Below are 15,765 nucleotides of genomic sequence, written 5' to 3'. Positions count from 1 at the left end.
TTGGTGGAGCTGGGGGAGTCTCAATTGAAGCTGCAACCAATTGTTTTGAAAGTAATTTTAAATCAACACAAAAGAAAACAGGTACTAACCTTGGTACTAAATAAAAATGTGCTTAAGCTACGTTTAGTTTTGTTATAAGAGCTAAATCACTTAATATTAGCTTGTTTTGCTACATCTGATAAGAATTTAGTCTTTGGCAACTCTGACATATTACTATTGTTTAACTGCTTACCAAAAACATTCTCTTTTACTTCATTAACTGTAATACCAAGCATTTTCGACATATTTATTAACTTATCTGGAGTATATCTACGACCTTTGCGTATTAAATCTAAAGCTTCCCCTTTGAACTCTTTATATCGAGCATTTAGCTTAAAAGTCTGATCATATCTATCATACTCATTTTTCTTTGTATTAGGTTTAAGCCTTATAGCGAAGTTATCAATAGCTTTTATGTGAGTAACGGATGTTATCTCGGAACTGAAATATATTTTGAAAGTATTATCCTTACAGAATGAAAATTTATCTGACGTAGGGCTTAAAAATTCATCGTTTTTATCTTTGATCAACACCCTAGTTGTTTTGAATTTGGAATTACACGCATAGCAACTTGGAACTAAATTAAATAATGACAAAGATGAAAGTGGGTTATCGCCTTTATGTAATACATGGTCCAGAGTAAAATAATATTTATGGGCGCTAAACTCACCCCTTTTCAAGCTTGTTATCTCTTTTTTGCCTACTGCATTTTCTTTTAACTTTTCAAGTATGTCCCCTAAGTCGAGCATTCCACGAAACTCATTCTGACAACCCTTAATTTTTTCTGCTGTTGTATTTCCAATACCTCTTATTGCAACTAAATCCTCTTTGGTTCCGTATTTCAGTAGTTCCACTTCATTAATATAATCAGACGTATCTATAAACGCTGAAATTTTTTCTAAGTTGCAAAAATAACAAGTTTTTAATTTTAGAACATCCTTATTTTTTACAAAAAATTTGGCTATCTTACTCTGGTATTTGTCACAAGAAGGGTTGAATGTGGAGTCATAATTGAAGATTTTCTTAATAGATTCTTTGTCTTCCTTTGTAGGCTTACAAGAAGCGAAAGCTTTATTCAAGTCAATTAGATACCCCAAATCAGATGTCAAAATTTCTGAAACTTTAAGTTTCTTTAAAATTTTAAATTTCTTAGATTTTGCTCCAAGAAATGTGTCTAACTCTCTCTGCATAACTATTGTATCGAATATTTTTCTATAATTAGACAAAAATTCTTCAAGATCATTTTGAGGAGGGTAATTAATTTTATTCATCACTTATCCTATCCTTTATTCTTTTTATCTCAGTCTGTAATTCTAAGATTCTCTTTTCATCATCCTCATTAAGTTTAGGTTTAGAAGGTAAGTTGAGCATATCCTCAATCTCAAATATATGATTAGCTAATATATTTTTGATATGTTCATCACCTATGATTCTTAGAGTATAAGAAAACTTAGATTTAAGATTTTTATACTCCTCCTTAAGTTTTTCATGTTTTTCTTCTGTACCTCCAATTTCAGATCTAACCTTTCCATTAAATGCTACAACTTCTTTAATACATGATTCGGCAAAATTACCTATCGTTCCATTAACAAAAAAACCATTATTCAAAAGATCATGTATATTAGCGGCAAACGTCTCTATTTTTTCTCTATAAGGAACTGTTTGAAGCTCATTAATCTCATCATGGTCTAAAAACAATACATTTTCACTTGGAATATCGGATAAAACAAATGGTGAGTGAGTTACAAAACAAATATTTAAGCCTCGAATATATGAAGCTTCATAAGAAAATTGAATTAATTTATTTCTTAATTCTGTAAAATAAATTCGTTGTAACTCAGGATGAAAACAAAGTTCTATCTCATCTAAGAATATGTTAAATGACTCATATTTATAAGAGTCATCTTCAACTTGGATTGTGTCCACATTTCTTAAATGGTACATCAAAGAACTAATTGAAAATATAATTTGCTTTTCACCAGAGCTCAATTTAGAAAACTCAACCCCATTTTCTAAAAATATGGAAACAGAAAAGAAAGAAGGAGGTAATAAATAATCTAACTTCTCCTCATCTAATACTACTCCACTTTTATTCACACCGCTCAAAACATCTTCAATTTCAATAGAGATCTTATCTATTGAAAAAGCACTTCCAGAATAGCCCTTATACAAATCAAATTTCAAATAATTGATAGTACGTCTTAACTTCACTACTCTGTGACTAGTATCAAGCCTAAGGGCTTTAACAAAATCATCAATATAAACAAATCTATTTTTCTTTGTATTGTAAAACTTTTTATACTGGGCATATTTTTTAGTTATAGATGTTAACTTATGCTTTAAATAGCTAAGTACAAAATGGTTAGCATTTATGCTACGCCGTACTTTAAAGAAGTTATCTGGAATTGGACACTCAAACTTTCTCAATAAAGCGACTGAAAGCTTTTCGAAACTATCTTTAAACGCCCTTGTATTATAATTTTTTCTACTTCGATATTTTTTATTATCTAGCTCTAAAGTAAAAGACTCTGCTTTATATGCATCATTATTACCTCTTTTCAATATTCTATGACTTTGCTCAAGATCATCTTTATCTTCTGGTATCAGTAGATTATGTAGTAGCCTCTGCTTTACTAGGCTATCCTGTAAATTAATACTGATATTGCCATTATCTCTGAAAGGCTCTATAACAACAGGGGTCTGGTAACCATCATTTTTATGAAAGAGAGGTTCAAGCCATTCATTGTCTAACGACGAATTAAGCCCGTGTAATGAGTAATTAATGAGTATTGAGTAAAAATAGGAGTTGAAATTAAACTCATTTACATTAAATTCTTTTTGCTCTTCAAATATAAATTTTTTTACTTCTTTATATTTTATTATTTTTATTTCTTCATTTAAAAAAGTGACTTTGTAAATGCTATCTGTTTCAAAGTATAACTCTATATTTAAGTTTTCTATCCAGTGCAATTGATGTTCATTAAGGTTAGTATCTTTATAGTACAGGTTATTAGAAGCCGCCATAAATAGCTCTATAATAGTACTTTTACCAGTACCATTTTTACCCACGATAGCATTCACATTAACTTTTATGTCATCCACATCAAAAAGGCTATATTCACTTTTTCTGTAAACCCCACCTTTAGTTAATTCGAACCCATTACTCAGTTTATAAAGCTCATCTGCCTTCAAAGATTTAATTAAATTAGCATTACACCCCTCTAAAGGCTTTATCGCTAACAAGCGAAATTGATGTTTAACACCTTCAAAAATATTACTATTTTCCCTTTGCAAATATAAATCAATCTCTTTCTTTTTTAAGTTAGATAAATTGTTGTAAAACTCAGGATCGTAAGATACTAAAGCTAAATTTTTATAAAAATCCGTTTCTCTTTTTTTAATAAGTAATGGTGTATATTCAGCGCTATTCCTAGGGTCTCTTTCTATAATTTTGTTTTCTTTCAATATTCCTACTGTATTTCTATCTAGTGGTAAGAAACTATCTGGCCTTATCCAAAATAAGTATATCGTTAACAACCTTGTAGAAAATCCATACCATTTTTTACTTTTTAAAAATATATCGTTTAAATCACAATCTTGACCTTTAACATAAATATCGATGAAACTTCGCCAAATCTCCTTCTGACTATCCTCATTTCTTATTGCCAACGAGTGTATTTGCGGTGGTGCTGGGCAGCCATCGAAACTTAATATAAAAAATTCACCTTTTTTTTCTTTATTCAATGAATAAGGTTCACCTTTTAAAATCTCTAAAAGTAGTTTAATTCTATATTCTCTTTTTTTACCGCTGAGATTATTAGGTGATATAGATGCAAAAAGATGCATAGGATCAACGGATTTAATTAGATTACTATTAGTAAACTTTTCAAACCATTTATTTTCTTCTAGAAAACGGCTGTCGTTTATAAGTAAGTTATAAAGTTCCTGCCCAACAGAATTAGAATTGCGTTCCTTTCTTTTATAAAATGAATACAACTCTGAAGATAATTCCTTATATACATCAAACCACATAGTAGTTTTGACTAGACTCATATACTTACCCCTTTAAACCCACTCAACATATCAAATATCACTCGCGCGAATTGCTGGTTTCTTGCGGGATCTGACAGTAGCTGCATCATTTGTTCTTGGTGTGCGTCACTGCTTCCTAAAATGGCGTCATCCATTGCTTGAGGGAAATCGCCTAGCATAGCTTGCTCTGGGCTATTATTTGCAATCTGGCTCATTACAGAGGCGTTTTCTGTTAGTTTATCGCGTACTGTAAAAGCATAATTAAGCATGTCTTTATTAGTTAGGTTATCCGTGATGAAAACCTCATTAAGCTTGTCGATTATTTGCGATAAAAACGCCTCTTTTTTATCCTTTGCTTTAGCACTACCAACGTCATTACTTGGCTCTAGCTTATAGTCAGGCTCGTCTTCTTTTAACTGTATATCTTGTTGGCGTATTTTTGATAAACGGTAATGGCTCATTACCACGTTATCTAAATCAAGTTCATCTTCAGTCACTACTTTTTCACGTAACAGTGGGCGTAAGTGGCGGGCGAATAAGCTTAGCTTTTCAAGCTCTTTGTCATCGTATTCCACCAGCTGCGACATAAACTCGTAAAAGCGGGTAAAGCTGCCTAAATCCTTTTTGAATATTTCTAGGCGGTCTTTTTCTTGTTTGCACTCTTTAAAGCTTGTTTCTGCGTTAGCTATTAATACAGCGTCTTCAGTCTTTTTAGTGCGTTCAAACATTTCTTTGGCTTTTATATACGCCTCAATTGCAGATGCGTAACGCTTTTGCCAACGCTCTTTAGCGGGGTGAATAATATTACTGATCGCCGCGTTTGACTTGTTCTTGGTAAAGAAAGCTGCACAAAACTGCTCAACCTCTGACCACAAAAATATACCGCTAGCACGCAGCTTCTCAAACAAATCAAAAACAATTTGAGGGTCAGTAACATCGGCAAGCTCTGCTGTTTGGTAGTAAGGCTGAAATGCTTCTAGTATGTCTTCTGGGGCATTAAAGAAGTCTAATACAAACGTGCCTGTTTCTGCTTTACTTGGGTAAGTACGATTTAATCGCGACAGGGTTTGTACACACTCAACGCCGCCTAGCTTTTTATCTACATACATAGCGCATAGTTTTGGTTGGTCGAATCCTGTTTGAAACTTATTAGCCACCAGCATTACTTGGTAATCATCACTATCAAAGGCTTTGCGCATATCGCGGCCTTTAAGATCAGGGTTCATGCTTTTTTCGGTAAACTTTTTATCTAAAAATGCAGCACTATCAGGGTCGCTTTTAGTAAATTCAACTTCGCCTGAAAATGCCACCATAGCGCGTATTGTCGAATAACCTGTTTTTTGCTCTGCTAGGGCTTCAGCTACATATTTATCAAATGCTAACTTATAACGTACAGCCTCTTTACGTGAGCCCGTTACTACCATTGCTTTGGCTTGCCCGCCTAATAAACCCATTACGTTATCTTTAAAGTGCTCAATAATAACTTTAACTTTTTGCGATATATTATGGTCGTGTAAACGCACCCATTGGTTAAGTTTTACCGCTGCTTTTTTACTATCAACCTCTTCATCTGCCGCTTCTATTTTTTGAGCAAGTTGGTACATCACTTTATAGTTAGTGTAATTTTTAAGTACATCTAATATAAAGCCTTCCTCTATTGCTTGGCGCATTGAATAAACATGATACGCCACTGGCTTATTTTGTTTTGATGGAGATAGTTCTGGGTTAGGTAATCGACCAAACAGCTCTATTGTTTTTGCTTTAGGTGTGGCAGTAAATGCATAGTAGTTAAGGTTTGCACTACCACGGCGGGCTGCAACGGTTGCATCGAGTATATCCTCTGACGATAACCCAACATCGTCATCAGTCTCTTCAGTCATTAGTACTTCTTTTAACTGGCGAGCGGTAGAGCCGCTTTGTGATGAATGAGCTTCATCGGCAATAACTGCATAGCTGCGCTCTTTTAAGCTAGTACTGTTCTCTATAGCACGTAATACAAACGGAAAGGTTTGAATGGTCACAATAATAATAGGCTGGGCGTTTTCAAGTGCGCTGGCGAGCTTCTCTGATTTAGAGCCATCACCTTCTTTATTATTAATACGCCCTACTACACCGTCTGCATGCTCAAACTGATAAATAGTATCTTGCAGCTGATCATCAAGTACTGTTCGGTCTGTTACAACAATCACTGAATGAAACTGTTTGTTACCTTGCTCGTCATAAAGAGTAGAAAGCTGGTGGGCTGTCCAAGCAATAGAGTTTGATTTACCTGAGCCCGCACTGTGTTGCACTAAATACTTATTACCTGTGCCCTCTTCTATTGCCGCATCAATCAGCTTACTTACTACATCCCACTGGTGATAACGCGGGAAAATAAGCGTTTCTTTTTTGTATTTACGCCCTTCCCAATCTTCTTTGTCTTCTATCTGCAAATGTACAAAGCTGCCTAAAATATTAAGCAGATTTTTAGGCACTAATACTTCATTCCACAGGTAATCGGTTGCATAACGGCTAGTGTCTTCAGGTATATCATTGCCTGCACCACCTTCGCTTGTGCCTTTGTTAAAGGGTAAAAAGAAGGTGTCGTCGCCTGCAAGCTTGGTAGTCATATACACTTCGTACTGGCTTACAGCAAAGTGTACTAATGCACCGCGCTTAAAGGTAAGTAGTGGCTCTGGCTTTTTAGTTGCGGGGTCTTTAGGTAAGCGGGTTTGTTTGTATTGCTTAATTGCATTTTCAACCGCTTGTTTAAATTCTGATTTAAGCTCAAGGGTTGATACGGGTAAGCCATTTACAAACAATACTAAATCTATACGCCAGCTTTTGGCTTTGCTGCCTGTTGCAGCTAAGTGCTCAGCATTGGCATACGGGCTATACACCAACTCTTGCACTATACGGCAGGTGTTTTGCTCATAACGGGCTAGGGTTTCGGGGTTTAGGTTATGCTCTGGTTTAAATTGGCATAGCTCAAACCGCGCATTACGAATTTTTAAACCATGGCGTAATACACCTAATACACCATACGTGCGTGAGGCTTTATCTGTGGCGTTTATATCGGCTTTTTTAAGTTGTGCCACCAGCGCTTCTAAAAAGTGGCGTTCAGGGTCATTGGGGAACACCTTACACAGCTTTTGCCACTCTTTAGGCTGGGTGTTTTTAACAAAGGTCAGCGCATCTTGCTCATACAAAGCAGTTTCGCAGTTATAGCCTGCACCTGTGCCTTCAACCCAACCATTCGCAACCATCTGGTTAATTATGTCGTCTTGAAAAATACGTTCTTGAGTTACATCATTCATGATTTTATTCTTATAATATTTAGTTATTTAAAACTTCAGGAGCTGCTTGCTTATGTTCTAGCTGTAACTTGTCTTTGCCAAACCTTAAAGCTAGCTTATCGTAAACGTCCTTAAGCTCATCGAAACGAGCATTACGATCATAGAGCTCTAAAACAAACTGAAACATTTGGAAGGCATACAATAAATCGAGTTCAGTAACATCTGACTTATGAGTTCCTTCATTTCCTACTAATTTCAATGGCTCAAGGTACGAGGCTTCTTCAGGACGGGTCTTAGCCAAATTTTGAATCATACGGTTAAGATTACTTCCCTCAACTTTCATATCCTTACAAAACTTCTCGATTGCTCGTCTTAACTTAGAGGCTGATGATGGTGGGTCAAAATGAAAATGTTTAAATGCGTCAAATAGTTCTTCACTAATCTCTTTCGGGGTGTTTATCGACAGAGGAAATATAGGCACGGTTGGCGAAAAATGATCTATTTTTATTTGTTTTGTTTTTTTTGCCTTGGTATCAAAGCTATTACTCGATTCAAGTAATACACCCGATGCAGTAGTACTTTTTTTACATTCGCTACAGCTCAAGAAGCTATTAAACAAATAAGTATCACCATTTATCGGATCAATATGGTCAGAATACACCGTAGCAATTGCGCCTATTAGGGGTAACCAAAAACCATCACTTTTACTAATCACTTCTTGGCTAGCTTCTAACTCAACCCGCCTAGTTTCTTTTTCTGAACGAAACTTCCTGCTCGATAGCAGTAAACTTTTTTCTGATGTTGGCCTTGTTTGAATACTTTCTTTATCTAACTTTAGCGCCAACTTATTACAGTGAGGGCAAGGAAGCTTAGGGTAATTATCTAAGTTCGCAAAGCCTGAAATCCTTTTCCATAATTCTATATCCATTACTTCTATCCCTTTATTTATTTTTTTCTTTATATGCAAAGTCTTATTAAGTTACTTTTCAGGTTTATCCTGCAGCTGCTTTAGCGCATTCGCTAAGTCTAAATCAACCTTTGATGGCTGGACATCAATTACTCTGCGGTACTTATCGTATTCTTGCTTGGCTTTTTCAGTCGCTTGCGCCTGTGAGATATTGCCAGCATGGTTAAGCACTTCATAATCACTTAGGCGCAAAAAGTCATCAAGCTTACTTGCCCAGTCTGCCATTTTCATTAACTTGCCATTACGAGCTTGTAACTCTGCAAATTCTAAATAGGAGTTAACCAGTCTGTTTAAAGTATCGAGCTCTTGCTCATTTAAATAGTTTTTGCCTGTCACCACCTCTTTGCGGGTTGGCTCTGTGCCTGCAAAGCTGGTTAAGCCTAAATGAGGTTTGTCGGCATCAATTCGTTTAAACACGAGCTCTGCTGCGGTATTACCATGGGCAGCCCAATGCATCTTGTTTTGTACTTTGGCAAAAAAATCAACACTGGTTTGTGCTTTGCCATCGTAATCAATGCTGGTGGCGTATATGTCGCATACTTTGCGCCAGAATACCTTCTCTGATGAACGTATGTCGCGTATGCGGTTTAATAGTTCGTCAAAGTACTGCATGTTATCTGGATTTTTAAGGCGCTCGTCATCCATTACAAAGCCCTTAGTTAGGTACTCTTGTAATGTTCTTGTTGCCCACTGACGAAACTGTGTGCCTTGCTTAGAGCGCACACGGTAACCAACAGATAATATGGCTTCTAAATTATAGTGCGCTACATCACGAGCAACTTCTCGAGTACCCTCTTTTCGAACTATTCGGAAATTCCTAATGGTTGCATTTTGTTCAAGTTCACCTTCACTATAAATGTTACTTAAATGCTCATTTATAGTGGGTACACTCTTTTGATATAGCTCAGCTATTAAGTTTTGAGTTAGCCAGAGCGTTTCAGTTTCAAAACGACATTCAACCTTGGTTTGCCCTTCGTCTGTTTCAAACAAAATAAACTGCCCAAGCGGTGGCGTGACGTTGTTAGTCATTAGGTTGCTCCCAGTTACGCACGTCGATTTTGCCTGTCACTGCAGCTGAGATTAAGGCGATGCGGCGTTCTTTAGATAGTATAATTGATTGTTCAACTTTACTTATTAACACTTCAAGCCTATCTAATTTAATTTTTAGATATTCAACAATTTCTTGTTGTTCAGTCAATGGTGGAGATACAAAACCTAAATTCAAAAGATCTTCTTGAGTCATGCTTGGTAATGCAGTACTTGTTGAAAGCAGTGAAAACGGAAACATAGATGCTTGGTAATAAATATATTTAGCTTCATGAAAAGTGTTTATTTCACTATAAAACATCGTATCTACAGTCCAGAACTTCCCACTCACAACAAGTGGTTTGTCAATTGTTCCCTTTCTTCCAAATAGGACTGAGCTACCATCAAATAAGTACTTGGAGCTTCTTTTAAATACTCCGCCTGAACCGTAAACAGGATATCCACCACTTTCAACCTCAACCTGTTTATAATCTCTACCATTTCTTATAGTTAAAGCATTTTTTAAACGACATACAATCCAATGTTCAGGGACTTTACCCAACCACTCAACACCAGAACCTTTCATTGGGGCTTGTGGATTGAGGCCTTTAGCCACTGCATGTCTGATCACTGCTTGGCGCTTTTCTTTTAGCAGCTTAATCAGTTGTTGTTGCTTTTCAATCAAAGCATCAATTTTAGCGGTTTCATGATCAAGAAAGTTAGCAATATTTTCTGCTTCTTCAAATGTTGGTTCAAGTAACTGTGCATTATTAATTAGTTCTTGGTTAAGTATTCTTGCGCCATAAATATTTGTTGAAGCATTCTCAATTACAAACTTAGGTAATGCATAATATAAATATGATAGAGGTAATCGAGCTGAGTCTAAAAAAGACGCTATTGCTTCATTGGTATACATATCTTCACCAGCGAAAGATACTGAACCAACTGACAACTTAAAGCTATACATTAGTGACCCCTTAGGTGTAATGCTCATAGACGCTTCTTTGGCAGCCCTGTCAGAAATGCGTTTTGATGTGTTAGTAATAACCTTTTTTTTAAGGTCTGAAATATTGACCCAAAGGTTTTCACCAACAAAATTTTCGTCATTCTTTGTTGGTGGTGTCCACCCGACTTGAAAAGGAGCGATATACTTTACTTTACTAAGTATCCAATGCTCCGGCATTTCATCTAGCCAAGTTACTGAGGCTTTTTTGTAATTTGGATAAGGTTGATACTTGCCCATTATGAATGTACCTCTGGCAATAACTCCCTTATTTCATTACTCACTGCATTAAGCTCTTTATCAATTTTAGATAAATCACGCGGGCGCTTGTACTCATAAAAATGGCGGTTAAACGGTATTTCGTAGCCGACTAAACCTAGTTCGCCATCTTTATCATCGCGCTTAGTGCCGTTTATCCATGCATCGCTTACGTGCGGGGCTACTTCGCGATTAAAGTAGTTTTCAACCATTTGGGTTGTGCTAATACTTGGCTGAGCTGAGCCGTTTAAATAGGCCTCTTTTAACGGTACGTTTTCGTTATCGCGTAAGTCGCCATCTTGCTTATAAGTTACTACTTTACCTTGCCACTTTGTCACATTACCTTGATATTCAAATGCGCCATACATTGGGTCTGCTGAATCTTTATAGATTTTATCAACCACGCACTCTGCCGCTGGATTTTTAAAAGTAATGGCATCGAGCAGCTGTTTTTTCTCTTTGCTGTCGAGCTTAATACCTAAGGCTTTAATCGCTTGTGTATAGATAATGTCAAACTGGTTAAAATCGTCTGATTGCAAGTACTTGCCACCAGCATCGTCACCTAATTGTGTTTGTAGCTGCTGTGCTTTTTCCATAAGGGATTTTTGGAGTAACCAAAGCTTGGGCTCTAGTACATCTTTAATTTGCTTTTCTTTCAGCTCTGGGAAGTCAGCTTTAATAATAGCTCTGGCTTCAATTTCAACGGCGCTCAAATCGCCATACTGATCGTCAGTAGTCCACTGTGTACCAAATTTTTCATATAGCGCCATCATGGCTGCATTATAAGGCTTAGGAGCAAAACGCAGTGATGCAATGGCTTCATCAGTTACTTGCGCAGACAACCTAAGTGGACGCTCTATAGTGATACGGCGATAACCAAACTCATAGGTATTAAATATTTTACTGGCAAAGGTTTTTGCTACATCGGCTTTAGGGTTAGCCGCTTGGCGACCACGGCTACTTTTAGCATCGGTTGGTTTAGTTAAGCCTAGCTCGTCAAGCGTTGTTGTTTCTACTTGTTCAAAGTTACCAAAGCTGCGAGTGATAACTTTAATGTCGTCTTCGCTCATAATGTTACGTTTAGAACCAAGGGATTTACGCATTTTACCGCATAGGTTAGCACCATTAATTAGTTGAACCTTATTTTTACGCTCTGGGTTTTGCTGCTGCGCTTTTTTGTTCGACAATACCCACACATAAGTAGCAATACCTGTGTTGTAAAACATATCAGTCGGTAAGGCAATAATTGCCTCTAGTAAGTCAGACTCTAAAATATAACGGCGAATCTCACTTTCACCACTGCCTGCACCGCCCGTAAATAAAGGTGAGCCATTTAGAATAATACCAATACGCCCGCCGTTATCGGATGCATCGCGCATTTTACTAATAAGATGCATTAAAAATAATAATGAACCGTCTGACACTCTTGGTAAGCCTGCACCAAAGCGACCATCAAAGCCCTTAATTGTATGCTCGTCTTTAATATCGCCTTCAATCTTTTTCCAATCTACCCCAAAAGGCGGGTTAGACAGCATGTAATCAAACTTATCTACTGCTAGCTGATCATTAGATAAGGTGTTACCTAATTTAATATTATTTACTTCCTGACCTTTGATAAGCATATCGGCTTTACAAATAGCGTAAGATTCAGGATTTAACTCTTGTCCGAAAGCAACCATACGAGCTGCAGGGTTAAGCTTTATAACATAGTCCATGCCTGATGATAAAAAGCCGCCAGTTCCCGCTGTTGGGTCGTAAATGGTACGGATAATCCCTTCTTTAGTTAGAGCCTTATCGTCTTCCATGAAAACTAGCGATGTAGTTAGTTCTACAATATCGCGTGGGGTAAAGTGCTCACCTGCGGTTTCGTTAGAGCTTTCAGCAAAGCGACGTATTAACTCTTCAAACACTAAACCCATATCGTGATTTGATATAGCTTGTGGGCTTAAGTCGGTCGTTGCGAACTTTTTAACTACTTTAAAAAGCAGGTTGGCGTCATCTAATAGCCCTATAAACTCATCAAACTTAAAGTGCTCAAAAATCTCGCGGGCATCGGCTGAAAAGCATTGAATATAACGCTCAAGGTTGGCTTTAATATCGCTTTGACCCATTTTGCCTAAATCCATAGGCGAGGTATTAAAAAAGGTTAAGCCTTTGTCATCATCTGGCGTTTTAGTTGCTTTTAATAAAAACTTTTCTTGAACTTCTTCAGCTAAGTTTAATGGTTTAATACGTTCAAATTCAGCGACCACAGCATCTTTAGTTGGTTCAAGCACACACTCAAGACGACGCAATAAGGTAAAGGGTAAAATAACACGGCCATATTGAGACTGCTTAAAGTCACCACGAAGGAGATCAGCTACTGACCAGATAAAGGCAGCTGTTTGAGAAAAGTTATTATTAGTTGTCATTTTAATCTTCCATAAAGTAATCGCTATCGAGCGCTTTTACTTCAAATACATGTTTGGTGCTTACACCTAAATTATGAGTAAGCATGAGTTCGGTTAGTTGTGCGCCATCCACCAGCACTATACGTTTTTCTATCATGCCTACATATTCGAGGGCATCTTTACTAAAGCTGCTAGTGGTAATGAAAACGCCCTTTTTAGCACGGTGCATATCAAGCGCACCCGCAAAGGCTTGTATATCAGGGCGACCAACCGTTTTATTGGTATAACGTTTGGCTTGCAAGTATATCATTTCAAGGCCAAGTTTATCTTCTTTGATCACACCGTCAATGCCACCATCTTGTGTATATTGTGTTGCTTGACCTGCATCTTTTCGAGAACCGCCGTAACCCATGGCAAGCATTAAATCGACCACTAGGTTTTCAAAAAATACTGGGGATGCTGCTAATATCGCTTTTAGTATTTCGTCACTTAGGTTGGTATTGAGCGTGTCTACCGCAGCTTCTATAAGCTCTTCAGGGGTTTTATCTGCGTTATTACTTACTATGCTGGTGGTGTTTACTTGTGTGGGCTCGTTTGCGTCTTTAGAGCGTGTTTTAAAATCGAGGAAAGCATCGAACTTACTTAAGTATTGGTTATTGATTGGTTCGCCCGACTCAATTGCAGCTAGCCCTTTTTGAGTGATTTTGCAAAAAGCCCTTTTAGGCTGTTCTATTAAACCCGCTTGAACTAAGTAAGTTTTAGCCCACCCCAAGCGATGATAGGCATATGTTTGCTTACCGCTGGGTATGCGGAGCTTTAGTTGATCGGCACTAAGCCCAAGTTTACGGTAAACATCGGCATCAATATCACGCAGTTTAACGGTTTTACCGTCGGCTAAACATACTAGCAACGGGGTCATAAATGATTGGTAATCAGGAAGTGACATAGAATTCCTTTACTAGTGAAGTAGCTATAATCCATTATTAAGTAAAAGATATTATATAAAACTGACCCGTTTATCAAAACAAAGGCTGCTTTAACTCTTGCATGGTAGTGAAATGGTAAATTTAAAGACCAAAGGTGATCGAATACAAGAGCGATCACCTTTTAGAATGTATACAAGGCTAGTCATAAAAACCTTAAAACACTGAATTTAAATGAGAAATAAAAATACATTTGATTGTTTGGTAGCTTGATCGGTTACTTTCCTTTTTTTATTTTACCGTGTTAAAGCGACTCTGCTGTGTACCAAGCCCACCTAAATCCTTAAAAGTCGAACGACAAAGTGCCTTTATACCTCATAAAATGTTTATAAATTAGAAGTCTGGATTCGTAACTGTCATCTTTATTAAGCTTTTTGAGGGTTTCTAACTGCACTAAGCACAAGGCTTTATATTCAAAGTCAGATAGCTCTTTATCTAAGGGTACACCATGCATTACCTTAGCCCTGCCGCCATGCTTAAGAGCATTTTTGTTACCTTTTGGCGCACCTGCACCTTTTCTTTTACCACCCCTAGCCATTTAACTACCCTCACTATATTCAAGCCGACTTGAAGAGTAGTTTTTTACTGATTGCGAAACACGCCGTTTAGAATAGCATTTAGCAAGGTAACTAAGCCTGTAAACGGCCTCCTTAAAGTTATCGTAAAAGTTAGGCTGATTAGTAAATAACTGATAAAAGCAATGCTCAGGTATATATAGTGCTCCACCAGCCGAAGCCTTAAACCATCCTGTCTGAATTAAACTTATGACCTTACTAGGGTGTATGATTTTATGACCATTAAAAAAGTAAGCTATGTGGTAATGCTGCTTATCAGCTTTGTTTTGCTCTCTTACCCATATATAAGCGAACTCACCGTACGTATTTTTTATTTTCTTTTGAATACTATTAATAAACTGTGAAACAACTTTATTGTCTTTACTATATTGTTCTAATCTTAAATCGAGCCTGAGTACGAGCACTTTGGAAAACTTGCAAAGCATCACATCCAATTGCTTTAGCATAGTTTTAATAATGTCGTAGTAATATCCACTTGGGAAATTCATTATCTCCAAAGCCATATAAGATTCTTCTGATAGTTTTTGATAATGTACTTCAACACCATATTTATCTTTTAATTTTTGAACTAACTGAGATGGCATGATTTTCTCTAAATATTATAAATAACCTGCACTACAACAATGAAGTTAACCGCACTATGATTGACGCTTTAAGCAAGTAAAGGTCATATAAAAGGGTCTAACTAATGAAATAACATCCCTTGTTATCCTAAGAAGTGCTAATTTGGTTGAGTTGCTTTACCTCTGTCAAAGGCCAACCAGTAACTTTTTGAGCTAACTCCACAGGCTCTGAAAGAGTCCTTTCTTTTACTAGCTTGCCGACTAAATAAGATGAAAAACCAAAGTGCTTTTGAATTGCAACTTTTGAAATAAAAATATCTTCATCAGCAATTTTAACTTCTCGTTTAGCTAAAAACCTCATGCTTGTACTCTTGAGTCAATCCAATCAATAACATCACTATATTGCCACCCCATAGCGCGCCCACTTTGCACTAACTTTATACTTTGTGGGAAATCGCCTTTACTCTGTAAGTCGTAAATCATAGTTCGAGATAAACCAGTCAAAGTTTGTACATCTTTAAGGCGAAGAATTCTTTTGCTGTTAGTTAATAGGTTATCTAAGTTCATGGTACTGCTCCAAATTATTTGAGACTTTATCCCGTTAATTTCTAAGATAGACAGATATGTCCGTCTAGGTACGAAGCTATATTGCAA

The 15,765-nt window shown here is 36.9% G+C and carries 12 protein-coding genes; all 12 read right to left on the bottom strand.

The window, feature by feature from the left end; genetic code table 11:
• Positions 1–146 precede the first annotated feature (146 nt).
• On the bottom strand, positions 147–1,313 hold the full coding sequence (locus MTF68_RS13115) for a hypothetical protein (RefSeq protein ID WP_248462745.1): 1,167 nt from the start codon (positions 1,311–1,313) through the stop codon (positions 147–149).
• The gene (locus MTF68_RS13110) at positions 1,303–4,092 is read right to left on the bottom strand and encodes an AAA family ATPase (RefSeq protein WP_248462744.1); all 2,790 of its coding nucleotides are present in this window, start codon (positions 4,090–4,092) and stop codon (positions 1,303–1,305) included. Before MTF68_RS13110 ends, MTF68_RS13115 begins: the two co-directional genes overlap by 11 nt.
• The gene (locus MTF68_RS13105) at positions 4,089–7,367 is read right to left on the bottom strand and encodes a DEAD/DEAH box helicase family protein (RefSeq protein ID WP_248462742.1); all 3,279 of its coding nucleotides are present in this window, start codon (positions 7,365–7,367) and stop codon (positions 4,089–4,091) included. Before MTF68_RS13105 ends, MTF68_RS13110 begins: the two co-directional genes overlap by 4 nt.
• Before the next feature lie 19 nt (positions 7,368–7,386).
• Complete coding sequence (locus tag MTF68_RS13100; protein ID WP_248462740.1) at positions 7,387–8,274, bottom strand: DUF4145 domain-containing protein; 888 nt, start codon at positions 8,272–8,274, stop codon at positions 7,387–7,389.
• A 51-nt stretch (positions 8,275–8,325) separates the two neighbouring features.
• On the bottom strand, positions 8,326–9,342 hold the full coding sequence (locus MTF68_RS13095; protein ID WP_248462738.1) for a virulence RhuM family protein: 1,017 nt from the start codon (positions 9,340–9,342) through the stop codon (positions 8,326–8,328).
• The gene (locus tag MTF68_RS13090) at positions 9,335–10,582 is read right to left on the bottom strand and encodes a restriction endonuclease subunit S (RefSeq protein ID WP_248462736.1); all 1,248 of its coding nucleotides are present in this window, start codon (positions 10,580–10,582) and stop codon (positions 9,335–9,337) included. The genes MTF68_RS13095 and MTF68_RS13090 overlap by 8 nt, the downstream gene beginning before the upstream one ends.
• Positions 10,582–13,011: a class I SAM-dependent DNA methyltransferase gene (locus MTF68_RS13085; protein WP_248462735.1), complete on the bottom strand. Its 2,430-nt coding sequence runs from the start codon at positions 13,009–13,011 to the stop codon at positions 10,582–10,584. The genes MTF68_RS13090 and MTF68_RS13085 overlap by 1 nt, the downstream gene beginning before the upstream one ends.
• Position 13,012: 1 nt before the next feature.
• Complete coding sequence (locus tag MTF68_RS13080; RefSeq protein WP_248462734.1) at positions 13,013–13,936, bottom strand: restriction endonuclease; 924 nt, start codon at positions 13,934–13,936, stop codon at positions 13,013–13,015.
• 320 nt (positions 13,937–14,256) lie between these two features.
• Positions 14,257–14,511 (bottom strand): hypothetical protein, encoded by a 255-nt coding sequence (locus MTF68_RS13075; protein WP_248462733.1) that lies wholly within the window; start codon positions 14,509–14,511, stop codon positions 14,257–14,259.
• Positions 14,512–15,132 (bottom strand): inovirus-type Gp2 protein, encoded by a 621-nt coding sequence (locus MTF68_RS13070; RefSeq protein ID WP_248462732.1) that lies wholly within the window; start codon positions 15,130–15,132, stop codon positions 14,512–14,514.
• A 127-nt stretch (positions 15,133–15,259) separates the two neighbouring features.
• Entirely contained in the window at positions 15,260–15,472 is a 213-nt protein-coding gene (locus MTF68_RS13065; protein WP_055018124.1) for a hypothetical protein, read from the bottom strand.
• Complete coding sequence (locus tag MTF68_RS13060) at positions 15,469–15,678, bottom strand: AlpA family phage regulatory protein (protein WP_248462731.1); 210 nt, start codon at positions 15,676–15,678, stop codon at positions 15,469–15,471. Before MTF68_RS13060 ends, MTF68_RS13065 begins: the two co-directional genes overlap by 4 nt.
• Between the last annotated feature and the right edge of the window lie 87 nt (positions 15,679–15,765).

Origin of the sequence: Pseudoalteromonas sp. 2CM37A, from assembly GCF_023161885.1 — a bacterium.
GTDB lineage: Bacteria > Pseudomonadota > Gammaproteobacteria > Enterobacterales > Alteromonadaceae > Pseudoalteromonas > Pseudoalteromonas atlantica.
The sequence above is the reverse complement of the archived record's forward strand: the minus strand, read 5'-3'. Positions and strand labels throughout refer to the sequence as shown.

Bases quoted from the DNA above. Each gene is read 5' to 3' on its own strand.
- MTF68_RS13110 (WP_248462744.1), bottom strand. From the start codon at position 4,092: ATGAGTCTAGTCAAAACTACTATGTGGTTTGATGTATATAAGGAATTA.
- MTF68_RS13095 (WP_248462738.1), bottom strand. From the start codon at position 9,342: ATGACTAACAACGTCACGCCACCGCTTGGGCAGTTTATTTTGTTTGAA.
- MTF68_RS13060 (WP_248462731.1), bottom strand. From the start codon at position 15,678: ATGAACTTAGATAACCTATTAACTAACAGCAAAAGAATTCTTCGCCTT.
- MTF68_RS13080 (WP_248462734.1), bottom strand. From the start codon at position 13,936: ATGTCACTTCCTGATTACCAATCATTTATGACCCCGTTGCTAGTATGT.
- MTF68_RS13065 (WP_055018124.1), bottom strand. From the start codon at position 15,472: ATGAGGTTTTTAGCTAAACGAGAAGTTAAAATTGCTGATGAAGATATT.
- MTF68_RS13100 (WP_248462740.1), bottom strand. From the start codon at position 8,274: ATGGATATAGAATTATGGAAAAGGATTTCAGGCTTTGCGAACTTAGAT.
- MTF68_RS13105 (WP_248462742.1), bottom strand. From the start codon at position 7,367: ATGAATGATGTAACTCAAGAACGTATTTTTCAAGACGACATAATTAAC.
- MTF68_RS13070 (WP_248462732.1), bottom strand. From the start codon at position 15,132: ATGCCATCTCAGTTAGTTCAAAAATTAAAAGATAAATATGGTGTTGAA.
- MTF68_RS13085 (WP_248462735.1), bottom strand. From the start codon at position 13,011: ATGACAACTAATAATAACTTTTCTCAAACAGCTGCCTTTATCTGGTCA.
- MTF68_RS13075 (WP_248462733.1), bottom strand. From the start codon at position 14,511: ATGGCTAGGGGTGGTAAAAGAAAAGGTGCAGGTGCGCCAAAAGGTAAC.
- MTF68_RS13090 (WP_248462736.1), bottom strand. From the start codon at position 10,582: ATGGGCAAGTATCAACCTTATCCAAATTACAAAAAAGCCTCAGTAACT.